Source organism: Mojavia sp. (genome assembly GCF_059505145.1).
The window spans coordinates 43,824-68,734 of record NZ_JCACKA010000069.1 but is presented as its reverse complement, the minus strand read 5'-3'; the positions used below and the strand labels follow the sequence as shown (position 1 = coordinate 68,734).

The 24,911-nt window shown below is 41.1% G+C and carries 24 protein-coding genes; 9 read left to right on the top strand and 15 right to left on the bottom strand.

The genetic code is table 11. The annotated features are described in order from the left end of the window. Positions 1–29 precede the first annotated feature (29 nt). Positions 30–809 (bottom strand): adenosylcobinamide-GDP ribazoletransferase, encoded by a 780-nt coding sequence (gene cobS, locus AC5JL8_RS16890; protein ID WP_495880849.1) that lies wholly within the window; start codon positions 807–809, stop codon positions 30–32. A 372-nt stretch (positions 810–1,181) separates the two neighbouring features. Here cobS and AC5JL8_RS16885 point away from each other — a divergent pair, with 372 nt between their 5' ends. The 5 genes from AC5JL8_RS16885 (at position 1,182) to psbM (ending at position 4,222) form a co-directional block, all read left to right on the top strand. Beyond that, positions 1,182–1,634 (top strand): hypothetical protein, encoded by a 453-nt coding sequence (locus AC5JL8_RS16885; RefSeq protein WP_495880848.1) that lies wholly within the window; start codon positions 1,182–1,184, stop codon positions 1,632–1,634. A gap of 140 nt (positions 1,635–1,774) precedes the next feature. Then, positions 1,775–2,878, top strand: coding sequence for a tRNA guanosine(34) transglycosylase Tgt (tgt, locus tag AC5JL8_RS16880; protein ID WP_495880847.1), 1,104 nt, complete (start codon positions 1,775–1,777; stop codon positions 2,876–2,878). 367 nt (positions 2,879–3,245) lie between these two features. Next, the gene (locus tag AC5JL8_RS16875) at positions 3,246–3,383 is read left to right on the top strand and encodes a photosystem II reaction center protein K (RefSeq protein ID WP_006195022.1); all 138 of its coding nucleotides are present in this window, start codon (positions 3,246–3,248) and stop codon (positions 3,381–3,383) included. A gap of 308 nt (positions 3,384–3,691) precedes the next feature. Beyond that, entirely contained in the window at positions 3,692–3,988 is a 297-nt protein-coding gene (locus AC5JL8_RS16870) for a 2Fe-2S iron-sulfur cluster-binding protein (RefSeq protein WP_495880846.1), read from the top strand. A 117-nt stretch (positions 3,989–4,105) separates the two neighbouring features. Then, complete coding sequence (gene psbM / locus AC5JL8_RS16865; RefSeq protein ID WP_237993927.1) at positions 4,106–4,222, top strand: photosystem II reaction center protein PsbM; 117 nt, start codon at positions 4,106–4,108, stop codon at positions 4,220–4,222. Positions 4,223–4,302: 80 nt separating this feature from the next. Here psbM and AC5JL8_RS16860 read toward each other — a convergent pair whose 3' ends face one another. Both AC5JL8_RS16860 and AC5JL8_RS16855 read right to left on the bottom strand, forming a co-directional pair. Next, entirely contained in the window at positions 4,303–5,154 is an 852-nt protein-coding gene (locus AC5JL8_RS16860) for a universal stress protein (protein ID WP_495880845.1), read from the bottom strand. Positions 5,155–5,741: 587 nt separating this feature from the next. Beyond that, positions 5,742–6,647 (bottom strand): DUF928 domain-containing protein, encoded by a 906-nt coding sequence (locus AC5JL8_RS16855; RefSeq protein WP_495880844.1) that lies wholly within the window; start codon positions 6,645–6,647, stop codon positions 5,742–5,744. A 419-nt stretch (positions 6,648–7,066) separates the two neighbouring features. Here AC5JL8_RS16855 and AC5JL8_RS16850 point away from each other — a divergent pair, with 419 nt between their 5' ends. The 3 genes from AC5JL8_RS16850 (at position 7,067) to AC5JL8_RS16840 (ending at position 9,419) form a co-directional block, all read left to right on the top strand. Beyond that, positions 7,067–7,708: a CAP domain-containing protein gene (locus tag AC5JL8_RS16850; protein ID WP_495880843.1), complete on the top strand. Its 642-nt coding sequence runs from the start codon at positions 7,067–7,069 to the stop codon at positions 7,706–7,708. A 182-nt stretch (positions 7,709–7,890) separates the two neighbouring features. Continuing rightward, positions 7,891–8,499 carry a CAP domain-containing protein gene (locus tag AC5JL8_RS16845; RefSeq protein ID WP_495880842.1) on the top strand — a complete coding sequence of 203 codons (609 nt, stop codon included), beginning with the start codon at positions 7,891–7,893 and terminating at the stop codon, positions 8,497–8,499. Positions 8,500–8,567: 68 nt separating this feature from the next. After that, positions 8,568–9,419, top strand: a complete 852-nt coding sequence (locus tag AC5JL8_RS16840) for an alpha/beta fold hydrolase (protein ID WP_495880841.1) — start codon at positions 8,568–8,570, stop codon at positions 9,417–9,419. A 64-nt stretch (positions 9,420–9,483) separates the two neighbouring features. On the opposite strand, the gene AC5JL8_RS16835 is transcribed toward AC5JL8_RS16840, so the two are convergent. From AC5JL8_RS16835 to carA, 5 genes are all read right to left on the bottom strand, one after another. Beyond that, positions 9,484–9,786 (bottom strand): DUF1816 domain-containing protein, encoded by a 303-nt coding sequence (locus AC5JL8_RS16835; RefSeq protein WP_495880840.1) that lies wholly within the window; start codon positions 9,784–9,786, stop codon positions 9,484–9,486. A 96-nt stretch (positions 9,787–9,882) separates the two neighbouring features. Continuing rightward, a complete protein-coding gene (gene rlmB / locus AC5JL8_RS16830) occupies positions 9,883–10,851 on the bottom strand; it encodes a 23S rRNA (guanosine(2251)-2'-O)-methyltransferase RlmB (protein WP_495880839.1) in 969 nt (322 codons plus the stop codon). Positions 10,852–10,946: 95 nt separating this feature from the next. Further along, entirely contained in the window at positions 10,947–11,426 is a 480-nt protein-coding gene (locus AC5JL8_RS16825; protein WP_495880838.1) for a Mini-ribonuclease 3, read from the bottom strand. Between the two features lie 275 nt (positions 11,427–11,701). Continuing rightward, positions 11,702–12,103 (bottom strand): STAS domain-containing protein, encoded by a 402-nt coding sequence (locus AC5JL8_RS16820; RefSeq protein WP_495880837.1) that lies wholly within the window; start codon positions 12,101–12,103, stop codon positions 11,702–11,704. 143 nt (positions 12,104–12,246) lie between these two features. Further along, a complete protein-coding gene (carA, locus tag AC5JL8_RS16815; RefSeq protein ID WP_495880836.1) occupies positions 12,247–13,407 on the bottom strand; it encodes a glutamine-hydrolyzing carbamoyl-phosphate synthase small subunit in 1,161 nt (386 codons plus the stop codon). Positions 13,408–13,681: 274 nt separating this feature from the next. Here carA and AC5JL8_RS16810 point away from each other — a divergent pair, with 274 nt between their 5' ends. Then, complete coding sequence (locus tag AC5JL8_RS16810; RefSeq protein ID WP_495880890.1) at positions 13,682–14,746, top strand: retropepsin-like aspartic protease family protein; 1,065 nt, start codon at positions 13,682–13,684, stop codon at positions 14,744–14,746. Here AC5JL8_RS16810 and trpD read toward each other — a convergent pair. From trpD to AC5JL8_RS16775, 7 genes are all read right to left on the bottom strand, one after another. Next, positions 14,676–15,773 carry an anthranilate phosphoribosyltransferase gene (trpD, locus tag AC5JL8_RS16805; protein WP_495880835.1) on the bottom strand — a complete coding sequence of 366 codons (1,098 nt, stop codon included), beginning with the start codon at positions 15,771–15,773 and terminating at the stop codon, positions 14,676–14,678. The genes AC5JL8_RS16810 and trpD overlap by 71 nt on opposite strands. A gap of 88 nt (positions 15,774–15,861) precedes the next feature. Beyond that, the gene (locus tag AC5JL8_RS16800) at positions 15,862–16,746 is read right to left on the bottom strand and encodes a DNA adenine methylase (protein WP_495880834.1); all 885 of its coding nucleotides are present in this window, start codon (positions 16,744–16,746) and stop codon (positions 15,862–15,864) included. Positions 16,747–16,886: 140 nt separating this feature from the next. After that, a complete protein-coding gene (locus AC5JL8_RS16795; RefSeq protein ID WP_495880833.1) occupies positions 16,887–17,243 on the bottom strand; it encodes a type II toxin-antitoxin system RelE family toxin in 357 nt (118 codons plus the stop codon). Beyond that, positions 17,164–17,796: a hypothetical protein gene (locus AC5JL8_RS16790; protein ID WP_495880832.1), complete on the bottom strand. Its 633-nt coding sequence runs from the start codon at positions 17,794–17,796 to the stop codon at positions 17,164–17,166. The genes AC5JL8_RS16795 and AC5JL8_RS16790 overlap by 80 nt, the downstream gene beginning before the upstream one ends. A gap of 109 nt (positions 17,797–17,905) precedes the next feature. Continuing rightward, the gene (locus AC5JL8_RS16785) at positions 17,906–18,991 is read right to left on the bottom strand and encodes a hypothetical protein (protein ID WP_495880831.1); all 1,086 of its coding nucleotides are present in this window, start codon (positions 18,989–18,991) and stop codon (positions 17,906–17,908) included. Between the two features lie 214 nt (positions 18,992–19,205). Continuing rightward, positions 19,206–22,181 (bottom strand): molecular chaperone, encoded by a 2,976-nt coding sequence (locus AC5JL8_RS16780; protein WP_495880830.1) that lies wholly within the window; start codon positions 22,179–22,181, stop codon positions 19,206–19,208. A 172-nt stretch (positions 22,182–22,353) separates the two neighbouring features. Next, complete coding sequence (locus AC5JL8_RS16775) at positions 22,354–24,900, bottom strand: proteasome protein (protein ID WP_495880829.1); 2,547 nt, start codon at positions 24,898–24,900, stop codon at positions 22,354–22,356. Between the last annotated feature and the right edge of the window lie 11 nt (positions 24,901–24,911).

The window sequence follows — 24,911 nt, the reverse complement described above, 5'->3', positions numbered from 1 at the left end:
ATTGGTCTTCTTCCCTGATCTCCTCTCTTCTAAAGAACGGTCAGCACACAGAGAAATAGGGCTTCAGTCCACTCAACGACTGCGCCGTAAGTGTCACCTGTGTGTCCCCCTAATTTATAATTGAACCACGCACCAGTTACAGTAGCGATCGCACTTCCAGCGATTACCATTCCTAGTGCTAAAAGTAGACGTTTGCTATCTAGCACCAAAAATAATCCACTTAAACAAATCAACAACAGCAATCCCGGTAATAAATCTTTGTAAGAACTTATGGCTTGTTTGTGAAGCGCACCTTTGCCAGTAGGTTTGAGGTAAGGATAGCAAGCGATCGCCAACTGCTGTCCCCAACGTCCCCATCCGCAAGCAGCCATCAATATCAGCCAACGGTTTTCTTCGATATCGGTTAAGGCAGTTGTTTTTAGAAGCAATAAGGCGATCGCTGCCATAGCGCCAAATGCGCCTGTTGCACTATCTGCCATCACCTCCAGACGTCGCTCTGGATCACCTACTGCCAAACCATCAGCAGTATCCATTGTTCCGTCTAAATGCAGTCCTCCAGTAATGCCAATCCAAAGGCTTACTAATAATGCACTACGAGTTAATATTGGTATACCCAGATCATGGATACCTATATCAAATAGTCCTAAGATTCCTCCAATCATTAACCCTACCAGCGGGGCAAGACGAGCCACCCCCGAAAATTCCAACCCTTTCACATCAGGCAAAGGAATGCTAGTATAAAATACTACAGATGCCGCAAAGTTGAGCAGCAGTTTTTTCCAACGCTGAGACTGATGCTGATGCGTCATATTATTTATTTTTTCAAAAACCATTTGTACAATGAAGTTTACTTTTCTTACACAAAATGCAGAAGCAAATATTAAAGCTTTAGATAAGATTTATTCAGTGTCGAGATTCATCCAAAAAAATTTGTTATGGTACCTTCAGTAAAATTTGTAAATTTTATAATTATTTTATACAAACGTTTAATTAATTTAAAAAAGACAAAATGTTATCAAAGACAGTTTTGTTTTGTATTCTTGAACTAATAACTTAATTTAGGTTATTGGACGATCGCCCTACAAAGTTGATATTTTTTATTAAATGTAGGGAGTTCATGGCTGGTTAACTTAACTGTTTAGCTCTGTTGCACATCACCCTCGCTCATTCCCTATTTCCTTATGAGTCATCATCTACCCGACACCAGGATACCAGCTCCGTGCATTATTAACACGGGGATAATTGTGAATAAGCTCGATATGCGGCGATTGCTGGCTGATTTAGGTCGAGTCCACTACATCTACACCCACGAAGGTCAGCTACAGAGCGAGGGTGATGGGGATGTGATGGAAGTGTTTGCCAATCCGCAACGGTCTACTTTAGTTGCTAATCATGCGCTTTATCTCAATGTCCATAGTTTTGATTACCTGGAACTGAAACAGTCTCTGCAACAAGAAACCTACTTTGATTTGATGCAAGAAGGGATGTGTTTGCGGTTAATTCCCCTCTCAACTCCCTTGCAAGAGCGCAGAGAGCGGAATTTGAATGTCAGTGCAATAGAAGCGATGATGGAGCAAGTACTTTCAGCTAAATGGGATGCAGAAATTGATGACGACACTTCTGATTCGTTCTAATTAGCAACTAAATCAAATAATTTTGAGGAAATTGGTAATAGGTAATGAGTAATTGGTGATGGCATGACACACCAATTACCAATACCCGTTACCATTCTTGATGTGAGTCTAAAATTTAGCTAAATAACACTACGTTTGCCTTGAGTGCCAATTTTTCTTTTCAATGTCTTGCTCGCTGTAGCCAGACAAAAGCTAGGGCGGGGGTCTTTTTCACCCCTCATGGCCCTGTGGAAACCCCAAGATTTATGCCAGTAGGAACGCTGGCAAATGTCAAAACTGTAACGCCAGCCCAACTCAGGGATACTGGGGCGCAGATGGTACTATCTAATACTTACCATCTCCACCTCCAACCAGGAGAAGCAATTGTGGCTGGAGGTGGTGGGCTGCATAAATTTATGGGTTGGGATGGGCCAATGCTTACCGATTCTGGTGGGTTTCAGGTCTTCAGTTTGAGCGAGATGCGAAAGATTACAGAAGAAGGCGTAACTTTCCGCTCACCCCATGATGGACAAATTATTAAATTAACGCCAGAACGCTCCATAGAAATTCAGAATACTCTGGGGGCAGATGTGATTATGGCTTTCGATGAGTGCCCGCCTTACCCAGCTACACGCCAAGAAGTGGAAGCTGCAACTGCACGTACTTACCGTTGGTTAGAGCGCTGCATTGTAGCGCATAAACGCAACGATCAGGCACTGTTTGGCATTGTGCAAGGAGGCGTGCATTTAGATTTGCGCTGCCAAGCCGCTTTAGCTCTAGCTGAGTTCGATCTGCCTGGGTATGCTATTGGTGGTGTGAGTGTGGGAGAACCAGTGGAATTAATGGCTGAGATTGTGCAAACAACCGCACCACTGTTACCACACCATAAGCCTCGTTACTTGATGGGCGTAGGTACTTATCGAGAGATGGCAATTGCGATCGCCTCTGGTGTAGATTTATTTGATTGTGTGATTCCCACCCGTTGGGCTAGACACGGTACAGCAATGGTGCAAGGCGAACGCTGGAATTTAAAAAATGCTAAATTCCGTGAAGATTTTGCGCCGTTAGATGAAACTTGCCCTTGCTACGCTTGTCAAAACTTCAGCCGCGCCTACATATCTCATCTAGTGCGATCGCAAGAAATTTTAGCTTACACATTGTTGAGCATTCACAACATTACAGAACTAATCCGCTTTACCCAACGTATCCGAGAAGCAATCTTGAGCGATCGCTTTGCCACAGAATTTGCTCACTGGCTCAACTGAAAGATGAAGACTGAGGGAGATGAGATAGAGGAGTGTTTAAGCAGTCACCATTTTCTTGTAAAATAAATTATCGGCTGTAATTACAGTCCCGAACGCCAAAACCAAGCGTCAAACTCAATATTTCTGCCTTGGGAAGCAGGGCGGCTGCCTGGGTTCTAGTCTGACTAGATCAAGGTCTAAAGACCAGAGACGCTGTGTAAGACTCAGATCGGGATCGTCTTAAGTGACGAACACTCTTGTAGTGTACCTAACAGAGCAACGGCGAATGAGACAGGAAGCTCCTACCATACGCAAAGCGTTGGTTGTGGGTACTTCACGATACATCTCAATTATAAAAGCTGTGTTGGATAGGTGGATTTAAAGGAATATGGAAGCAGCACTGTTGTTAGCTAAATTGCCTGAAGCTTACCAAATTTTTGACCCTTTGGTAGATGTTCTCCCAGTAATACCCGTTTTCTTCTTGTTACTTGCTTTCGTTTGGCAAGCGGCAGTTGGATTTAGGTAAGTTAATAAAGACCTTTGCCATCTCATGAAATGCTCCACAGGCTTATAGTCTGTCTAAACAAGCTTTTTTTGTGTAGCCCCATCCTTTTCTAGGTTGTGGGCTTTTAGCGAAGGTATTATTCATCTAATTTTTTAATCTTTACTTTTCTGGGACAGGTATTTTACCTGTCCTATTTTTTTGCATATCTTCTTTCTAATTTTTGATATTTCTTAATGTTTTGCAATAAATTAATATAAGCTAAGTTAGTATATCAAGCTCGGTTAGCAAAGAGCCAAAAACTACGCTTAAAATTACTAAAGGTATCAGCTATGGGTAATATCAACTTCGTTAAAGAAAAAAAAGAAATAGTAGCAGCAGATGGTGCGAATCTCCGGCTGAAAGCAATGCAAAATGGCATTGATATCTATACATTGTTCGGCAAAATGACTAATTGCGGCGGCTATGGTCAGTGTGGTACTTGCATAGTCGAGATAGTTGAAGGCATAGAGAATCTATCTCCCCGCACAGATGTAGAAAACCAGAAATTGAAGAAAAAGCCCGAAAATTACCGTCTTGCCTGTCAAGCTTTAGTAAATGGGCCAGTAAGCGTCATCACTAAGCCTTAGCTTTTTAGACAATTCCTCGCGTGGTCAACATTTGCAGCAAAAAATTTGGGCAAACTCTGTCATCGATGATGCTATTCTAATGTTGTTGACTGGAAATTTAAGAGAGGCTTTCTTGCCATGCAAGTTAATGAGCTGGGGTTCGTAGCGAGCATTCTGTTCGTACTAGTTCCCTCTGTATTTTTGATAATTCTGTACATCCAAACTGCCAGCCGCGAAGGTAAAAAAGATAGTTAATACGTTGTCTATAAAATAAAGAACCCCTACACCTGTGGTGCAGGGGTTTTTATTTATCAACCGCTAAATCTATTGTGACTTTAAGCAACAGTTCGTGCCAACAACACAGGACAACTAGCATTGACTCGAACGTAGTCGGATAAAGAAGCGCCGACTAGCCGATCTATATCTACAAAACTCTTAGCTACCGATGGACGTCGATCTGGAGATCCCAGCAATAATAAATCTGCGTTCAACTCCTCTGCCAAGCGACAAATTTCTTCGCCTGGTTTGCCACTGCTGGTAAAACAACGAGCTCGCACCCCTAATTTTTCAGCTTCTGCAACTGCTTTTGCTAAAACTGAATTTTTGTCAGGGATAACTTCGTTAACTTCAGATGATTTGCCACGCAAATCTGTAGTAATATTTGCCAGAAGTAACTGACCACCTGGAATACCTTGCAGCAAGAACAAAGCCAAGTTCAAGCAATGTTTTGCGGCATCAGAGTTATCCATCGCTACCATAACGCGGTTAATTCTTTTGACATAAATGTCATCTTTTACCAACAACATGGGGCGAGAAGACAATTGGAAAACATACTGACTAACTGAGTTCGATAAAATTGATTGCAGTCGCTTGAGTCCGCGTGAACCCATGATAATTAAGTCAGCATCAATTTCGTCAGCTACCTGACAAACAACATCTTTAGGATCTCCTTGCCGCAGAATCGAAGACACCTGGCTCGGATCTAAATTCAAAGACTGAATAGCATTAGCTAGTATCTTGCCACCTTCTTCCCACTTAGCTGTCATAGCAGCAGCTGTAGATTGCCCAGGAACCACGTGCAAAACGGTAACTTTTGCACTTTGAATTGATGGCATTTCTTTCAACGTTTTGAGCATTTCTTCCGCATGTCCCAATCCAGAGACAGCCAGCAGAATTTTCTCTATCATCTTACGTCTTGTTGTTAAGGTTGCTTTGGTTTTTGCTCTTAGTGATTAGTTCAGCCAGGATTTGTACCACCTTGCTGAACAACCTAGTAAGTTATTTGCACAAGTAAAATCAACAGTTAATAATCAACATCATATTTATTTATGACATTGAAATATAAACTTTCCCTTGAAGTTGTGATGTTTACTTGCATTTAGTTACTTAAGTTTTCAACTAGGCTTCGATGATTAAGCATACTCTCAATTTAGCCTGATAAACTTAATGAATTATGATATTAGTTATTATTTTTAATCTATATTAACTTTTGTTCATTAAAAAGTAGTTAAGTATTGCAAACTTGCTATTAAAAAAATTAGATAAATTATAGCATTTTTCCTAAAAATTAATTATTTTCCAGTAACTTTTAACGATAAAAAGTTACGCTATAGAGACTTTTTATTTATTTCAATTAGAAATTTTTATAGCAATCATAAATAGTATGTAAAGACCGTGATTCACACTCGACTGTTATGTGTCAAGTTTTAACAGTTAAATATGATTGCTATTCACACCTCGCGCCAAAAATATAATTTATTTTTGTGTATTTCATCTATCTCGATGGTGAGATAGGAACTGATTTTAGCTGAAGATAGTTTTGCAGCAGTGGCTGTTGGGCAATAGTCTCTAAATTTACTTGTGTGAGTAAGCTTACCCAAGTATTTAATAGAGTAGTATCAGAAGGTTGAGCAGTACGTAAATCAGCTACAGTTGAAAGCAAATCAAACCACAAACCTTGTTCGGCATAGACCAAAATGCGATCGCGCTGACTTATTTGCTGTAATTTATTAGCCACATTTGGATTAATTGCAACTCGTTGAACCCAACCATCTACAGTCATCATAGACCGAGGCGAAGTATCCTGGGGATTACAGATGATCGATACAGACCATTGGTAAAGTTGATTGATTGCTAAAGGCGGAACATTTGAATTACTAGGTAGGGTGAGGCTTGAGATCCCAGCTGCCCTGTTAGGAATGAAAGTTGTATCATATACCAGAGTATCCTGTTGCGTTTGCTCATTTACCTGATATAGAGAAAACTTTACCCGGTGAGCCTTATTTGTGGGTGTATACCAGAAAAAACGGGGATAGGCAGCAGTTGTCAATCCCAAATTAGTTGGCGGTAGTAGTAAAGTTAAAGTTGGTATCTCGCTAGAACTAGAAATACAAGTATTTGGCCCACGTGTACCCCCAACTTCCCGACGTCCTGGTAGACCCCGGTCAGGAATATTGACTTTCACATCTCCATTCTGGTTTTTACTGTTATCCCTTGGGTTGGGTTGACCTGGTGTTGGCTGGTTTGAGTTATGTACTTGTCCCAGCACAGGTAAACTACAGTGAAGTAAACTCAAAACTGTTAGACAAATAGTGCTAACTAGCCAACCAGTCCTTTCTCTTGGCATTTTTAGTGGAGAGATACCGGAGCTATTGACAATTGTTAATTTGGTAAGTTTCATCGTTATGATGATACAGCTAGCAACTCGCCATTTCAAGGTAAGCCTTGAGTATAAATAGCTAAAGCACTTTTTCACGTTAGATCAGCATCATTCACACTGGCTTTTGAATAGTACGGCTGAACCAAACATTGCTCTTTACATTTTATTGTAGAAAAAGCTACAGCAGATTATTGAATGAAAATTGTAAAATTCAGAGTTTTAACACTGAAGAGCAAAGATTTATTTGTTAACCTGTTGTGTTAATCTGCGTTTTTACACATTAAATTTTGTGCTTCCAATTAATAAAATTTACTAGCCTGCATTGTATTTAACTAAATAAAAGTCAACATTACAGAAAAAATGTGAGGTAATGAATGCGTTGCCTGATTAGATTTTGCGTATTTTTGCCCTTTGCCCTGATAACGAATTACTCTGACCAAATGCTTTCATCTAAACTTTTGGCAGCCAAACCTACTCCACCTTTAGTTCAAACAGCCAGTCCGACTTTGTTAACCAAGGCAAGTTACCTCTCACTATTAGAACAACAGGTAATTGATGAAACTAACAAAGTAAGGTCAAATCCTAAGTCATATTTGCCTATTTTGGAAAACTATAGAAAGCGCTTCCAAGGTAACCGAGTCAAAATCTCTAATAATACTTATTTGCTGACTCAAGAAGGGGTAAAAGCAGTTGATGAAGCGATCGCTTTTCTCAAGTCAGCTCGTCCTATAGGAGTGTTGGGTGCATCTCAAGGTATGTCTTTGGGTGCTAGAGATCATGTCAAGGATCAGGGCCCCAAAGGTGCAATAGGTCACCAAGGTAGCGATGGTAGCAACCCTGCTATTCGGATCAATCGCTATGGTAAATGGCTAACCACCGCAGGGGAAAACATTAGTTATGGCCCTAGCACCCCCCAAGAGATCGTCATGCAGTTAATTATTGATGATGGAGTACGCGATCGCGGTCATAGAAAAAATATCTTTAACAGCGCTTTCAAAGTTGCGGGTGTTGCTTATGGAACTCACAAATTATACAGAACAATATGCGTAATTAATTATGCCGGAGGATATCGAGAAAAATAAATTTAATCAAAAATTTCCGATTTATTCCGAAAAATTGTGCTGGTTTCTTGAAGCTATATGTATAATGCAAAATTTTACTGTTTTGAAGATTTTAGGTACTCTAAAATCCAAAATTTTATGGCTAGTTCCTCCTAAATTGTGAGGTAATTGCTCGATAGGACGCGATTGGGGACGTTCCAGAAATGCTGCAAATAAATGCTTATGGATTAGAACAGAGAAATACCTTATCACTATCACCTTTGGAAAAACAAGTGATAGTGGAAATGAACAAAGTGCGGACAAATCCAACTGCATATCTGCAAATTTTAGAAACCTGGAAACAGCGCTTTCAAGGTAACCAAGTCAGAATTTATGAGCAGGTTTATTTACAAACTCAAGAAGGAGTAAAAGCAGTTAATGAGGCGATCGCATTCCTCAAATCAGTCCATCCTGTGAAAGTGTTAAATGTATCTCAAGGAATATCTTTGGGCGCTAGGGATCATGTTCAAGACCAAGGCCCTAAAGGTACGACAGGTCACTATGGTAGCGATGATAGTGATCCTTTTACTCGCATCGACCGATATGGAAGTTGGCAAATCACCGCAGCCGAAAACATCAGCTATGGTTTTTATACACCTCAAGATATCATTATGCAGTTAATTATTGATGATGGTGTGCCGTCACGCGGTCATCGAGAAAATATCTTTAACTCTGCTTTTAAAGTTACAGGTGTTGCTTTTGGTATTCACGCTACCTATAGGCAGATGTGTGTGATTACCTATGCTGGAGGATATCAAGAGAAGTCGTTATAATTCTTCGCTTCTAGCTATATGACACAATTGAAAGAACAATTTTTCAGTAGACAGGAGAACAGTAAGTTATGGGCAGCCATAGTTATCCCACTGCTGGTGCTGCAACTCTGAACGTCTACGTCCAAGGTCAAGGATTCCCTATTTTAGCTTTACACGGTCATCCTGGTTCTGGTCGGAGTCTTTCTGTTTTTACAAATCACTTATCACGACGGTATCAAACTTTTGCCCCTGATTTGCGGGGATATGGCAAAAGTCGCGTTAACAGCAATTTTGATATGCAAGACCATCTAAATGACCTAGAAGCCCTGTTAGACCGCTTTCAGATTGAGAAATGCCTAGTTTTAGGTTGGTCACTAGGTGGCATTCTAGGGATGGAATTGGCATTACGCCTGCCACAGCGCGTCACTGGGCTAATTTTGGTGGCCACAGCAGCAAGACCTCGTGGAAATCATCCCCCAATTTCTTGGCAGGATAACCTTTACACTGGTGTTGCGGCGCTATTAAACTGTATCAAACCAAGTTGGCAGTGGAATATTGAGGCTTTTGGTAAGCGATCGCTCTTTCGCTACCTAATTCAACAACATACACCTATGGCATACAGTTATATCGCTCAGGACGCTGTACCAGCCTATTGGCAAACGTCCCGTGCGGCTACTCGTGCCCTATATACTGCAATTCGATCTGGTTACAACAGACTTACAGATTTGTGGCAAATTGAATGCCCAAGCCTGGTACTTGCTGGTGAACAAGACCGTCATATCACAGCTGATTCCAGCTTAGAAACTGCTCGACACCTCAAAAATTCTCAGTGGCGATGTTACTCTAATGCCGCTCATCTTTTTCCGTGGGAAATTACCCAACAGGTACTGAGCGACATTGACTGCTGGCTCGACGAGCATCCGCAAGTGGTCAGATTTTGAAGTTCCAAATTTTGCCATCGTTCCCTGACTAAGCTGAAGAACCATGATTGCCTTGAGAATTTGATTACATTTGACCGCTAAAGGCAGGCTTTACTTTGCGGTCAATCCTTTCCCCCAAGTCTTCGGCAATGGTCAAAGAATCTGGTTTACAACGCTTTATATTTACGACAATGCCCTGTGCGCCTTCCATCTCCAAATCTTCCACATAGCCTTTGAGGGCCACTTTGGCATCTGAAGAATTCAGAAATGGGCCAAAGTAGTATGTACAACGGGGGCTATGTGTCACAATCTCTACCCACCAAGCCAAGCCGAAGTTGTTGATTGTACTAATCAACGTTTCCTTGAGAGTATCCCAAATGGTTTTCATGGTAGTTGCCGATTTATGAATGAGGTACTGGTTATTAAACGGTATTTTGCTGTTTTTTTTGCTTTACATTTCTTTATACTCTTTCGCTCTTATTTTTCAAAGAGGTTTTTGTAATTTATCGAGAAAACGTGTGTTTAATGCCCGCTGACGATAAATTTCATAAAGTGCCATACCCGCTGCTACCGAGGCATTGAGGCTAGGGGTCTTGCCTTGTAGGGGTATTGACACCAAGACATCGCAAGAGCGTTGTGTTAACATACTTAGTCCTTCGCCTTCAGAGCCAATCACTAAAACAATCGGGCCACTGAAACTCACCGTATGTAAGGGTTCGCTACCGGTGGCTGCGGTTCCATAAATCCAAAAGCCAGCCTCTTTAAGTTCTTCCAAAGAGCGGCTGAGATTGACGACTCGCGCAACGGGAAAGTTTTCTAAAGCTCCTGCTGCCACTTTTACCACGGTAGAAGTGATTCCAGATGCCCGGCGTTGAGGGATAACTAATCCTTGAGCGCCTATTGCTTCTGCGGTGCGAATAATAGCGCCTAAGTTGTGGGGATCAGTGATCCCATCAGCCACGACAATTACTGGATCGGTGACAGATTTTGCCTGGGCAATTAAATCTGGCAATTCAATGTAGGCATAGGGAGCAATTTGCGCCGCTATACCTTGGTGATTTGCTTGATCAGTAATTTGGTCTAAGCGCTTTGGTTCTACTTCATCAATTACTGTGCCATTTTCCTTAGCTTGTAGAATCAAATGATGAAAGCGGGGATCGTAGCGTAAACGAGCAGTAATCCAAATGCGGTTGAGACCACGCCGATTTTCTAAAGCACTTAATACTGGATGACGGCCGTAGATCAAGTCGCTATCTTCTGTTGAAGGTTTGATAGATGGGGATGGCGGGGTGAAGTTGCGGTCTTGGCGTGGCCCACCAGATATAGGCTTTCCATCTCTAGCTGGCCGGGGATTGCGAATAGGATTAGCAAGAACACGCTTGGTTTTCACTTTCACTGGTTGCCCACGATTTGGCTCACCAGCGGTTTTGATTTTTCTTGGTTTATCAGACATATGAGTGTTTGGTATAATTTATTGGTAGACATACCGATCCCACAATTTACCGAGCTGACTTTACTGAATTTTGCGTTCGTGAGATTCTTTGCTCACTATTTCTCTAAATTGAGTTTTTGCAATAGTTCGGTTAAGCGCTGGAAATCGGTGAGATATAGGTAGCCAATTAAAGCTTCTAGACTAGTTGCTTGTTGATAAATTTCGGGTTCAACGCGCTTAGGGCGTCCTGTGGCGGCGTTGCGGCCTCTTCGGACAATTTCTATTTCACTATCCCTCAGGTGAGGAGTCAGCGATCGCAAATGTAGCGCTTGTTGTTCTGCTCTTACCTGTGCCACTACCAGACGATGGTAACTATCTGGTCGCTGCAATGGCATTAGATAAGCTATTCTAACATACAACTCATAAATTGCATCCCCTAGATATGCTAATGCGGCAGGAGAAATTTGTTGCACTTGTGAGTAAGAAATTTGCTGGGGTGATTGCACTGTGTTTACCAAAAGTGCCTGAGTCCAAAATGAATCCTGTTTAATAGCTTCATTTTGTCCATCTAATAACTCTTCCTCCTTTGAGTTCACAAGTAATCATTCCTTAACTGGTTACATTTGGCAGGCTTCATTGGGGATATTTATCAATTTATTTTGTTTAATAATGTGCTGTTGCAATACTTAGCAGAATATATACTATCAAACTTACTGACTAAATTTTATCTTTTTAATGAGAAGTTAGCATTTGGCGACTAGCTAGATTTTAGTCCTCTCTCACAAAGAGAGAGGTTGTATCAGCAGTGTTGCCAAAAATTAAGCTATCCAGATAAAAATCGGATAGCTAGATTAATTTTTTGGTCAAGCAATCAAGACGACTTGATGTTTTCTAGAGCCGCTTCAACATTGGGTTGCAGGGAGAGAAACTTCTCTAAGCGAACAAGCTTGACCGTTTGAGTAACACGGGCATTCGTGACAATTTGCAAAGTGCCGTTGGCATTTTGAGCTTGCTTGGCTAGCTGCACCAGAGCGCCCAAGCCAGAGCTATCTACAAAGTCAATTTGTGAGAGATCCAGAATAATGTGCTTTGGGCCCTCATCAATCTTGCTACCTAGTACCTTGCGAAATGTCGGCTCAGAAAAAGCATCTAACAAACCTGTGAGGCGGAATAGCTGACAGTTATCCCGGGCTTCACGAGTGCCCCTCAGGCTCACGGTTAGATTTAGTGGCTCAGCAATAACTCCCTCCTCATGGTGAAAGTGAACGCTCAAGTATAGATGGTTTTGGTGCAAGTTGTCTACAACCTGCTGGGGTAGAGGGTATTGGGGATTGGGTATCGGGGATTGGGCATTGAGAAAATTTTTCTCCCCTACTCCCTGCTTTTTCCCAGTCCCTAGTCCCCAGCCCCTAGTCCCTAACCCTCTGATGTGGCAAGACGAGATGCTCGCATTGCTTGGACAAAATCCTCAAACAAGTAATCGGCATCGTGAGGGCCAGGACTGGCTTCTGGATGATACTGTACTGAGAACACAGGTAGAGATTTGTGACGTACACCAGCTACAGTGCGATCATTTAAGTTGAGGTGGCTAATTTCCACAACTGCCGTAGGTAAAGAATCTGGGTCAATAGCAAAACTGTGGTTTTGACTAGTAATTTCTATCCTTTGTTGTAAACCTGCCGGCTGATTCAAACCCCGATGACCAAATTTGAGTTTAAAGGTTTCTGCTCCCAAGGCATGACCCAAAATTTGATGCCCCATACAAATGCCAAAGATGGGTTTTTGAGTCCCTAGGAGTGCCTTGGCAGTTTCAATACCTTCAGTTACCGCAGCCGGGTCACCAGGGCCATTGGAGAGAAATATGCCATCTGGATTATATTTGAGAATTTCTTCTGGAGGTGTATTGGCGGGAACAACAATTACCCGACAACCATAACTTGCTAAACGACGCAAGATATTACGTTTCACCCCAAAGTCAAGGGCAACAACGGTGAAGGATTCTGCCATACTATCAACCACATCAGGGTTAAATTCCCAAGTTGGGATCGTAGGATCTGACCATTCATAAACCGTTGGAGTAGTGACTTCCCGAACCAGATTTAATCCTTGCATACTGGGAGCTGCCTGTACCTGCTCTAGCAACTCAGCCTCATCAAGAATGGATGTGGAAATCCCACCATTCATAGCTCCGAACATCCGAATTTTACGGGTGAGGGCGCGGGTATCGATGCCGTAGATACCTGGTATTTGATGCTGTTTCAAGTAGTCAGGCAAGGATTGTGTAGATCGCCAATTACTTGGTCGTTGACAAATATTTCGAGCGATCGCACCTCGCACTTGTGGTTTAGCAGATTCCTCATCTTCGGGATTAACGCCAGTGTTCCCTAGCTCAGGATAGGTAAAAACAACAATCTGACCACAGTAACTAGGATCGGTCAGCACTTCTTGATATCCGGTCATGCCAGTGTTGAATACCACTTCCCCAATTGTGGTGCCTATTGCACCAAATGACCAACCGCGATAAGTGGTACCATCTGCCAAGACAAGCAGAGCAGGTATTGTGTCAGACAGGGGCATAGGTAATGAAAGCAATCATAATTAGGGGTTAGGGGTTAAGGGCTAAGGGTGAGGAAAACTTTTTTTTAGTTTCCAACCCTGAGTATCTAGTTTTTAGTCTCTCGCTCTTGTCCCTTGTAAGCTGCGAATGTTAATTATGCCATGAGTTTAGTCGTTCCGCGTTCTCAAGCTAATTAATTAAAGATAAAAAAATTAAGTAAGCAAAAACTTTCCAGGAGAAGCTATGGCGAAAGTAGATTTGCAACCCTCTAGGCAGTTAAAATTAAAATTAATTATGCTTCAGTCTTTTTTAGCTCGTGCAACCCTGATTGTTTTATCAAGTGCGCTAGCGGTTTTGAGTGTTGCTTGTAGTCAAGACAAACAGACTACTAAGATTCGTGGCAATGAGCAGCCAAGGCCTGTAGGTAATTTGGCAGCAACGCCTCTTATCGAAGCAACAACTTACCCACTATCCAGCCCAGAACCACAGCCACAGTCTTCGTCTGCCGTTGAACCAAATTCTTTTGAGTTGGCCCTAGACAAAGCCGCAGGTGCTTTGACTATCAGTCAGTCTGCTCAATCAGCAGATGATTGGAAGTTGGTGGCGAATCAGCTCCAAGACGCGATCGCGCTGATGAAAAATGTGCAGCAAGAAAGCCCAAATTTCACGGTGGCTCAAATCAAAATATCAGAATACCAGCGTCAGATTCAATCTGCTTTGCACAAAGCTGCTCCTAAACCTCAACCGCCATTGCAGCCAGAACCCCAGAGGGTAGTAGTTATGGTTCCGCAAAAACAAATTAAACCGGAACCTACCTTACCTGTAGCGCCTGTAGCCCCGCTTCTATCAAAAGAAGTCCCAGTTCCCAAGCCGATTTTACCCACACCAGAATTAGTCATTGAAAGCAACAATGTATTTATTGCTCCGATAAAAAGACGAATTGGTGGAACACCAATTGTTGAGGTTACCTTCAATGGTGAAGAGAAATTTGACATGATTGTGGATACAGGAGCTAGTGGCACTGTAATTACCCAAAACATGGCAAATGCTTTAGGTGTAGTGCCGGTGGGAAAAGCTAAAGCCAACACTGCTAGTTCTAAAGCTGTGGAATTTACCATTGGCTATGTTGATTCGATGGCAGTGGCTGGGGTAATGATAAATAAAGTACCAGTAGCGATCGCAGGCTCAGACTTAGAAACAGGATTGCTGGGACACGACTTTTTCGGCAATTACGATGTCACCATCAAACGTAATGTCGTGGAATTTCGCCCACAATCGCATTCGGAAATTAATTCTCCAGAAACTGAACTAACTGCTCCAACTTTACCCAAGGAGCGCCACTTTTTAGGATCTCCTTAGCTACCTTTACACCTTGGGCATGATCCAGTAGTGGAATTGCACCTGCCACTTGCAGCGCTAATGACGCATTTAACGCTACAGCATCCTGTTGCGCTTGAGTTCCTTTGCCTTGTAATACCGCTTTCAGAATTTCTGCATTTTCTTGAACATCCCCGCCTCGAAGAGCGCCTATAGTAGCAGGCGTTAAACCTACAGCTTCGGGATTGACAGTAGTTAACTGCACTTCACCATCAGATAACACTGCTAAGTCGGTTACATCTCCTAACCCCGCTTCATCCAGTTTTTCTCGCCCATGTAGGACAATTGCCTTTTGCTTACCCAAATTTTGTAACGCGTGGGCAACAGTTGCCAAAAGTTTGGGAGTAAATAACCCTACCACTTGCCCAGCCGGATTTAAAGGATTAACTAACGGCCCGAGTAAGTTAAAAACAGTCCGTACTTTGAGAGTCCGCCGCAATGTGGCAACCGCCTTGAGTGCTGGATGCCAACCAGGAGCAAATAAAAAAGTGATCCCCACTTCTTTTACTGCTGCTTGTACCTTTTCGCTAGGGGCACTCAAATTTACGCCCAACGCTTCCAACACATCAGCACTTCCTGTAAGACTAGATGCTGAACGATTGCCGTGTTTTGCGACGGGTACACCATAGGCAGCAGCCACAAAAGCAACTGCTGTGGAAATATTAAAAGTTGATGAACCGTCGCCACCAGTGCCACAGGTATCGATGAGGGAAGTTGGGGATTGGGAAGAATTAAATTTCCCAGTTCCCAGTACCCAGTCCCCAGCCCCCACTTTCGATTGAGATTGCAATACTTCCGCCATCCCAGTTAACTCGTCAGCAGAAACGCCTTTAAAGTTCAGCGCTGTTAAAATTGCTCCCGATAACTCTGGCGGAACCGCTGCACTTAGCCATCCTTGCATCAATTCAGCAGATTGAGTGCGGGATAAGGATTCACCATCGATTAATTGTTGCAGCAGGAGATGCCAGCTAGGTGAGGTTTCTGGCGTGGGCATGGGGGAAGTTGTCATAAAACAGGTCTGTTTGCGTTTGCTAGGTTGAGCTTCAGTTAAAGGTCTGGGAGTTATCCTACCGGAAAATGGGAAACTAAGAGCTAATTTAGATAGAAAAACTAAGACTCAACTGCATGGGATCAGGAAAGTTCTTAACTGTAATTTGTTCTTCCACATTTCGCTTAATTTCATAGTTAGTAATGAATAATTCTTTTCCTTTAGCAGCACCATTCTGCTTATAGTTATTCATTCCATACTGTAATTCCCACTCTGAGATATTAGCCCATTCAAAAGCTTTTTTAATTTGGGGCGAATCGTCATAAGTGATTAACCAGCGATGATGACATTGTTTTAATAGTTCTGCAAATCTCTGGTGTTCAAAAGATGTGTGCAAGTCACCAGCTTTACCATATAGCTTAGACTTAGTAGCACTAAAATATGGTGGATCTAAAAATAAAAATACCTCTTCGCCTGCTGAATATAATAATTCGCTGTAATCTAAATTAGTGATGATGATATCTTTTGATAAAATACTTTCTAATTTTTCAAGACGGTCTATGGATGAATTAGTAAAGCGTTTATGAAAAGCTTCTTGAGAGAAACCACCAGATTCTACAGTACCCGAAAATGTAATTCTATTCAGAACAAAAAAGCGGACTGCTCTTTCAAAATCAGATAAATTATTAACATCTACGCTGGTTAATTCTATGAAGAGCAACTTGCCATCTGAAAATTTATTTCTAATCTGTCGAACTTCAGCGACTAGTTTAGATATATCAGACTGGGCAATCTTCCAAAATAAAAATAATTCCCGGTTTAAATCATTAATCCAAATTTTTAGATGCGGAAATTTTTGTTTTAAGTAGATAAATACAGAACCACCACCTACAAAAGGTTCTCTAAACTCTAAAAATTTTTCTGGTATGTATTCTATTATTTGATTTATAGCTTTTGACTTACCACCTGGATAACGGAGTGGGCTTTTGCTCATGCTTGCTATAATAATTAATTGTTTTAAATAACATAAGATTTACACCCTTAATTTGCATATTTCAACCGCAGGTTAGCAGAGGAGAGGGATTGATACTTTCTCTGCAAAATTAAAAATATGCAAGTTAATAGCCCTGTTTGTTATTTATTTTGTTTGTAAACTTCTCTTCTATGATCTACATCAATAATTAAAATGACTAATTTTGAATCGTAAACTTCATATAAAACTCTATCATCTCCTACTTTAATTCTATAAGTATTTTTGATGCCTTTTAATTTTTTACAACCAGATGGTCTGGGATTAATTACTAGCTTTTCGTCAATCTCGGAAGTTATCCTTTCTTGTACAGATTCAGGAAGTTTAGAAACCTCCCTGTCTGCTTTGGGAGTAAACTCTACTTTATAGACTATTGGATTGTTATTTTCCTGCTCGTCTTCTTGCTTTGATGTATTCCCAAGGTATTGTTCCTTCTCTGTCTGCTTCTTCTTTGGCGGCACGCACAACCTCCACATCTATAGAGTTTTCTGTGTCTTGCTCTACCGCCTCAGATATTGCATTTACAAGTCGTAGTACTGACTTGCTATAAACTGTTGATAAGGATTCTCCAGTGGTTGAGCGCGTAATCAATAATAATATACTGTCTATGACACTAACCCACTTAAATTCCCTTAAACGTCTTTTTAAATCGTGTTGTAGCTCTGATAAAGTTTTAGTTGCTTTTGGTGGTAGGTAATCCCAGTAACTTTCAATTATTTCAGAAAATATATCATAAATAAGTATAAGATTTCTTATTTTATCTACAATTTTTTTAGAATCTTTTAGCTGTTTAATGAGTGTTTTAATCTCAGAGGCTTTTTCGGTTACAGCACGCAGTTTCTCTATAACCTCTTGTATAGATATACCCTCTATTTCAGATAATTCTATATAAAATTCCGCTAACTCGGCAGATATATCACTTTGCTCTTTCTGATTTAAGCAGTTCTCTAAATGCTCTCTGACTTGCTCTATTTTTTCAATTTCGCTGAGGCTAGCTGCGATTGTGCTAGTCATTCGTGCCACCTCATAATTATTTTCGGCTTAACATAATACTACTTTAGCCCGTTTTACAATACAAAGTAAGACAAAGCGATACATTATATTTTAGGAATATAATGTATCGCTATCGTGATGAGCGAAAGATGACGCGCCCTGGAGAATCTTCTTGGTTAATTCGCGCGTAGACTCTAAGACAGGTCAACACTTCCCCAGGATTACCGCCACAATCTAGTTGCAAGTCATCTTTTGATAAAGCACAAATATCGGCATATAAACCTGATAATTGGCGAATACGCACTTCATGGCCTTGTTTATTTGCCTGATCAACAAATTTTTTTAGTTTACGCCGTGATTCTTGTTGCAGGTTACCCCACCAAGAATAGCGATCGCTTGGTGGAACGAATACTAAGGAATGAATAGCCTCATCCATATCAATCCAGGCACGTAGAGTTAATAAAGAATCAGCATTTTCCTCAGCTTTTTGTGTGCGATGGAAGCGGCCTGTTAAAGCTTCAATGTATTGGATTTGCTGCTCTGGCTTGGAATGTAAAGAAATAATATCAAAACTGAAAACGCTTTTTAAAGCATGATGTAAATCTGGGTCAATTTCGATAAATTTTATACAAAGCAGCAAGAAGCCGGCTAATAAATTTAAATCACCAGTTTGGCTAATTTCGGAATTTGATAAAGCTTGTTGAGATAAGCACAAACCTTTAGCTTGAACTGTACCTTTAAGCCCTGGATAAATAATTTCATCACGAATAAAAGGTAGTGGGTAGAGTTCTGAATTATCTTCTACTGCGCCAACTTCTTGAGCTAAATCTAAAGCACGTTGTCGCCAATATGTAGCCATATCTTCTGGAACACGCAGTAGTTTGCGTTGAATTTCGTTCCATAATTCTGAGTCTGTTTGGCTTTGGAGTTGAGTATTTCCTAAATATAAGCTGAGTTCTTTGTCTGTGTTAAAAGCTTCTCGAAGATGATTGAGCTTTAATTCATTTCTTGAGTCTGATTGTGGGTATATATGGGAAGCAGGTTGCAAAAGGCTATGGAGTTCTTGCAGCACTTCATTACATAATTTAGCGCCTGGATCAAGTGGAAATTCTGTTTGAGCTTGCTTTAAAGAAGCCTCTATTCCATACAGGCTAAACCGCAGTACTTGAGCTAACTGCGAATTTTCTGTTTCTAAGAGTTGGCGTAGGTGCTGCATGAATTTCGTCTCCGGTTTTACCTGTCTTTTTATCTCATGCAAAGGTAAGATTAATACGAACCACCGAGACGCAGAGAGAAGTTGCGTGCGCGGGTTCCCCGCGTTGAGCAAACTTCGGGAGAACACAGAGAAAGATGTTTTTGAAAGAGTAAAACTCTTGTTTAAATTCGATAATTAATTCCAAACTCTCTGCGTCTATGCGTGAGTTATTACCTTAATGAATTCCGCAAAATGGATCGCGTTCTTTATCAACTTCGTTGGGTTGCAATTCTAATTCGGCGCGGTAAACGCATCCTTCTTGTTTAAGGCATTCTTGATTGTTTGATGCCCAGTAAGGCACTTCGCCAGCGTGCATCCGCAGAATACCTTGATTATCGAGAGTGACACGATATTGACAAGGGTAATCTGTTGTAACATCCGGTTTACTCAATGCGCCAATGCGTATCCATTTTTTGGTGTTGGTTTCGGCATCTGTTTGCACAACATAAAAGGTATGTTGGCCATTTTGGGGGAAGGGAGGTAAAGGATTACTGACTAATCCGGTTCCTGGCTGTGGTGAACCATCACGCAAATAATGAAATTCTTGGAGCGATTTACTTACATCTTTATCTGCTTCAAATACTAAATGGTAAGCATCTGGTTGATCAACAGTTGCAGACTCTAGAACGTTGATGGCAATATCACCATCATTTAAGTCTTTATTGGGGCGTTCAACTGCAATGTTCCACTTCAATTTACCATCAGCAAATAGTGCCGAAGTTTCTGAAGTGGCGGCTATTATTGAACTCACATCTATACCAGGAACATCTATTAAATAATGAGGATTTCCATGACAAAGTAATACGCTAAATTGGAGAGTCTGATCAATTTCAAATTGGATTTTGACTTTTTTGAGAAAATCTGACTCTAAAAACCCTAGTTTCGCCATCAAGCTTTTGCCGTCGAAGCTACCCCAAAGTCGTAAGTCTCCATCTTCGTAATCTTGACGGTAAACAATATTAGTTAATTGTATTCCTTGCCATTCAGTACGAACCTTAGCTACCGTGTCTTCAGCAGTTAGCTGATAGAGTTCTTGTCCTGCTTTAAATATCGTTAACAGTTCGTTGCTTTGGGTTTTGCGTTTGAAGTTACAAGGCAAATAATAGAAAAGGTTTTTGACATCAATTTCTAGTTGATTGGCTCCTTTACGTAGCAATCCTTTCGATTCTTCGGGATCGAATCTGAGTCTGCGTAACTTCTCGGCATAGCAAGCTCCTGCAGATGTGGCTAACTTGGTAAATTCCAGCACGAAGGTAATCCGTTCTGGATTCCAGACGAAATAAGGAGATTTACTAAATTCTTGGTAGATATAGCGCTGTACGAGGTCGAGATTACAAGTTTTACCAGATAAAATCAACCAATCAACTTTGTGTGTATTCCAAGCATCTATAGTGGTATCTTGAGGACGCAAACGACTTTCCATTAAGCCTTTAGCTATACCGATCGCTTCTTTAATTGCTGATGATGCGGCTCGATTAAATTGCTGGCTATCTATGGTAAGAGAGATACTACTAGGATCGGTTATTTGGTATTTAATAGCACTTTGAGTTAGCAATTCCGAAATTTGCTGCTCAGAAAGAGTGAAGTTTAAGGGAGAACCGTCTTCTGGTGGCTTTTGTCCAAGTTTGAGTTTGGCGGCTTCTGCATGATCCCACAAAGTATAAAAGGTTTGTAGGCGTTGGGGTGCTTGTTGCCAACGAGTAGGTAATACTTTCTCCGCAGTATCTAAGGCATCTTTATAAGCAGCATCACCTTCGGGATTTTCTTTATCCAAACATTTTAAAATACTGCCGCTTTTAAATTTTCCTTGTTCGAGAAAGCGCTCGTTTAATTCGGAGTTAATTAAATCTTCTAGCTTTTCGCTTTCTAAATCACCTGTTGTAACGGCACTCAAAAGAAAATCAGCGATCGCTACTTTTAAAAGTCTAAATATTCGCAGAGTAATTAACTCACCACCTAACTGTAAATGACCGGAAGAACCTAATAGTTTGGGAGTCAGTTTATAGTAGCGTCCACCTAAACCTCGGTCTTCATTATCAGCAAAAAAGGGAGTTTTATCTTCTAATGTCAGTTCAATTAAAGCTAAGTCTGTAGTTCCGCCACCAATATCTAAAACGAGAACATTTTGTGACCATTTATTTCCGGCTTGGCGACAACGAGTTTTAAAAGACTCAATGCCAATGTTAAGATTGCCGCCGAATTCACGCCAAAGAAAGAATATTGCTACAGATACGGCTTCATCGTAAGCAGTTTGTACATCTTCAATGCCCAATCGTTCAACCAGTTCCTTAACTTCTTTACGCACAACTGGCGGGGCCACAGTTGGATAAGTCACAACTGCTGTTAAAAATTCTCCTTCAGAAAATCTCCGTCTTGCGCGTCGGCGGTAGTCTTCGGTTAACTCAATCAGATGTCCCCAAGCGGCTTGAACTAGCTGGTTTACGTTAATTGTTTCTTCTTCGTCATCTAAAATTACTGGGAAAGAACGATCCTGACCAAAATAGCGTTTGGGTGAGTGATGAAATCGACTAATAATTTCTTTTAAAGAACTGCTTGTACCTTGAGCGATCGCTTTTTTTCTGTTGTCGCTAGCTTCTCTACCCATCTTCAATTTTAAAGCCGCTAATGTAGAAACTTCTAACTCACTTTTAATTTCTGTTTCCCGGCGATCAATATCTAGTACAACTGGGATGAGATTTTGCGATTCTAAAGTAGGAACTCGGAATACTTCATGATAGATTTGATAAAGTTTTTTGCTAACTGCACGACGGAAGCGATCGCTAGTCCCTAAACAAAGTTCAATTTGGCGAACAGCTTCTAAAAATCGCTCTTTATGATCGCTTTCAAAAACTTCGCTCAAATGACTCGGTTCTATCTCCAGATTTTTACTAATATCATTGATAAACTTTTCCCACTCACTAATACTGACATCTGGTAAAGCAACTGCGGCGGGAGAACTCAGCCATTTCGATAAGCGATCGCGCAATCGCATTTCTTGTTCTTTAGGTAAAATTTCTGCGATCGGTACTTCAATCGGATCGAAGAGTGTAACTGTAGAGTTCGATGTGCCAAAATCTAAGGCAAACCATCCCGGAAATCTTTTTTGTTTTTCGCTTGGTTGTTGATTGCTGTTGAGTTGAAAAGGGTTCATTTTAGTATTGATTTTTGTTGTTTGCTTAGTTGGTAGCGGCTCAAAATTTGGTAATGACCACAAATTACACGAAGCCTCTATCTGCTTTCTCACAGTTAATAGGGGATTCCCAAATCTCAAACTCCTTATTCTCTCTGCGTCTCTGCGCCTCTGCGTGAGAAAAATCATCCCATTAATCAGCAACGACAGAAATAGCGGTGATATCTGAGAGAATCTGCAACCAAGTAGGAATTGCTAACTGTGATGGCGTTTCTCCAGCCGCAATATATCTGAGCAATGATTCTTTTTTTGAAATATTTTGTAAACTCGGAATAATTTGATCCAAAATACCTTCAAGTTCTAAATTTACTTGCTGGTTAACTTCACTAACATACTGAACAAGGTGAAGACTGGCACTAGCAGTAATTTCATCTCGCAAGCGCAGCACGAACAATTGATGATTGTTAGATTTAGGTAATCCTTGGCTTCTTTCTGGTGCCCAATCAAAGATTTGCCCAATACTATGTTTTTCATCTTGACGCGCCAAAGGAAACATCATTTCTGGTGCGTTTGCTTTATCTTTACTACTAATTTCAGAGATGAGTGCTTCTTGCCATTGATTAGGATCACAACCTAAGAGCAATTTATAAAACAGGTCGGCTTCTTCTAGACCAAATGTAGACTCAATATCTGATTCCATTTCTGATTGCAGAATCGCTTTTAAATAATCACGTTCTTGAGCAACCTGATTTGATAATTTGTTGAGCAAATCTAGAATAGCTTCACGAATGCGATCGCGGGCAAAATCTTCTACTTCTTTGATAGTCTGGGCAAATGGTGGATAAAAATCATCGCTTTTTGTAGGAATAGAAGTATTAACTCTATTTCCGCGATCAAATAACTTGCCAGCTGCACCTTTAGATTCAGCAACAGCGATCGTACCATTGTTGGCTTTGTTAAACAGTAAAGTCCATTGGTTCCAATTGAGGATTTTAAATGTTAATTCGTCTTTGACAACATCACTAACACCTACTCCGCGTCGGTCTTTGAGCGGTTCTTTGCCTAAATCTTTTTGGAAGTTTCTGTAAGTTTTGTCTAAATTTTCAATTGCAGCACGCAACTGTAGCAAAGCTGGACTGTCTAAAGTCGGCATACCTTGCGCGTGAATTTCTTCTAAGATAGTTTTCAAGTTATCTTGTTGTTGACGCACAGCCTCAGCAGCTCTTTTTGTGTCTTCATACAGTTGCTTCAAACCGTGAGTAGCTACATGGTTTTGAATCAGTTCCCGCAGCTTACTAATACCGCCATCTTGAGCAAAATATCCTAATTGTCTGCCTAAATAATTGCGTGAATCAGATGCGAGTAAGCGATCGCTTAACCGTCCCCATTTCTCTTGTAATCGCTTAGAACGGTCTAGGTAATCGGGATAGTCCAAGTTAGCTAAAAACTCTGGTGAGCCTGCTTTCACCGTACTCGAACGTTTTGCTAAATCGGCCAGTCCTAAAAGTGGTGACAGCAAAACGATGCGGTCTTTTTGAGTTGTAAAGGCGTTAGCACCGTCAATCGTTGTTTGCAGAACTTTCAGTTTTTGCAAAACACTGCTTTCTTGCAAAGGATGATTGCTGGCGTTATCGTCAATGAGTTGGTCAAGTTCTCGTTCACCACCTTCACTTTCTAAAGGTAGTTGATCGAAGCGACCGACACCTACAAGAATTAAATCTTTGAGGTCTTGTCCTGGTCGCTGTTGCTGCATCATTGTAAAGATTTTATTGGCGCGATCGCTTCCTGGAGATTTACCATTCAGCAGTACCAAAATTGTTTGGACTTCTGCTAATTCTCGCAGTGACAAAAATGTATCTCTTGCTCCTGAATTAGCAGCACCCAATCCCGGAAAATCTAGAAGAATAAATTCAGAAGCACCTGTAACATCCCAAATTTCCCGTGAGATTTTTACTTCTATATCTACGCGGCGAATCAACGGAAAACTATTCTGCAATAACTTTGTGGCTAACTTCTGCGGTGGATTTGGTAATTTGATATGAGCTGGTGGTAAATCCTCAAAGTTAATAGTTTGGATTGCCATTGGCTGTTCAGCTAGCTGCAACCCCTCACGTGCAGTAACCGCATCAATTTGATAGCGTTCACCACACATCGCTTCACCGTAGGAGTGATAAGCACGAACAAATAATACCAACTCCCGAAGTAAGTAACGTAACTCCAAATTGTTACTAATTTTCCATGTTTCCTCACACCAGTTAAGAATATCTTTGCCATCTTTGAGCTTCGAGAGCAGTACAGGTGGAAGTCCAGCTGCTGTAGTGCGGCGGTTGGCTTCTCCGAGCATGAAGCGCAGGCACTCACTTACACCGTCGTGAGAAAGATACTCTACTGTAAAATTACTTAATTCTGTAGTAGCAAAATCTTCTTGTGGTATGATGTGAATCGCTGTAACGTTTCCTGTAGTGGGATTTTCGCTAATTGGTAAAGCATCTGCATATCCGATTAAACTGCCTAAGAGCAAAGTTTTACCACTACTAAATTCACCCATCACCCCGATTTTGACTGGTGAAGTGGCAATTTCTACAGTTTTATCAGCAGTTTCTCGCAGACGAAACAGACACTCATCAAGACTAGCTGGAACCCAATCTTCTTGCTTGGAGGGATATTCAGGTACAGAGTCTATTTTCTGAAGGATGAATTCACCATACTCTTTAAAACGCTCTAGGTTTTCAGTATCCATAGAGTATTTTT

Bases quoted from the DNA above. Each gene is read 5' to 3' on its own strand.
- cobS (WP_495880849.1), bottom strand. From the start codon at position 809: ATGACGCATCAGCATCAGTCTCAGCGTTGGAAAAAACTGCTGCTCAAC.
- AC5JL8_RS16885 (WP_495880848.1), top strand. From the start codon at position 1,182: ATGAGTCATCATCTACCCGACACCAGGATACCAGCTCCGTGCATTATT.
- AC5JL8_RS16875 (WP_006195022.1), top strand. From the start codon at position 3,246: ATGGAAGCAGCACTGTTGTTAGCTAAATTGCCTGAAGCTTACCAAATT.
- AC5JL8_RS16870 (WP_495880846.1), top strand. From the start codon at position 3,692: ATGGGTAATATCAACTTCGTTAAAGAAAAAAAAGAAATAGTAGCAGCA.
- psbM (WP_237993927.1), top strand. From the start codon at position 4,106: ATGCAAGTTAATGAGCTGGGGTTCGTAGCGAGCATTCTGTTCGTACTA.
- AC5JL8_RS16860 (WP_495880845.1), bottom strand. From the start codon at position 5,154: ATGATAGAGAAAATTCTGCTGGCTGTCTCTGGATTGGGACATGCGGAA.
- AC5JL8_RS16855 (WP_495880844.1), bottom strand. From the start codon at position 6,647: ATGAAACTTACCAAATTAACAATTGTCAATAGCTCCGGTATCTCTCCA.
- AC5JL8_RS16850 (WP_495880843.1), top strand. From the start codon at position 7,067: ATGCTTTCATCTAAACTTTTGGCAGCCAAACCTACTCCACCTTTAGTT.
- AC5JL8_RS16845 (WP_495880842.1), top strand. From the start codon at position 7,891: ATGCTGCAAATAAATGCTTATGGATTAGAACAGAGAAATACCTTATCA.
- AC5JL8_RS16840 (WP_495880841.1), top strand. From the start codon at position 8,568: ATGGGCAGCCATAGTTATCCCACTGCTGGTGCTGCAACTCTGAACGTC.
- AC5JL8_RS16835 (WP_495880840.1), bottom strand. From the start codon at position 9,786: ATGAAAACCATTTGGGATACTCTCAAGGAAACGTTGATTAGTACAATC.
- rlmB (WP_495880839.1), bottom strand. From the start codon at position 10,851: ATGTCTGATAAACCAAGAAAAATCAAAACCGCTGGTGAGCCAAATCGT.
- carA (WP_495880836.1), bottom strand. From the start codon at position 13,407: ATGCCCCTGTCTGACACAATACCTGCTCTGCTTGTCTTGGCAGATGGT.
- AC5JL8_RS16810 (WP_495880890.1), top strand. From the start codon at position 13,682: ATGCTTCAGTCTTTTTTAGCTCGTGCAACCCTGATTGTTTTATCAAGT.
- trpD (WP_495880835.1), bottom strand. From the start codon at position 15,773: ATGACAACTTCCCCCATGCCCACGCCAGAAACCTCACCTAGCTGGCAT.
- AC5JL8_RS16800 (WP_495880834.1), bottom strand. From the start codon at position 16,746: ATGAGCAAAAGCCCACTCCGTTATCCAGGTGGTAAGTCAAAAGCTATA.
- AC5JL8_RS16790 (WP_495880832.1), bottom strand. From the start codon at position 17,796: ATGACTAGCACAATCGCAGCTAGCCTCAGCGAAATTGAAAAAATAGAG.
- AC5JL8_RS16785 (WP_495880831.1), bottom strand. From the start codon at position 18,991: ATGCAGCACCTACGCCAACTCTTAGAAACAGAAAATTCGCAGTTAGCT.
- AC5JL8_RS16780 (WP_495880830.1), bottom strand. From the start codon at position 22,181: ATGAACCCTTTTCAACTCAACAGCAATCAACAACCAAGCGAAAAACAA.
- AC5JL8_RS16775 (WP_495880829.1), bottom strand. From the start codon at position 24,900: ATGGATACTGAAAACCTAGAGCGTTTTAAAGAGTATGGTGAATTCATC.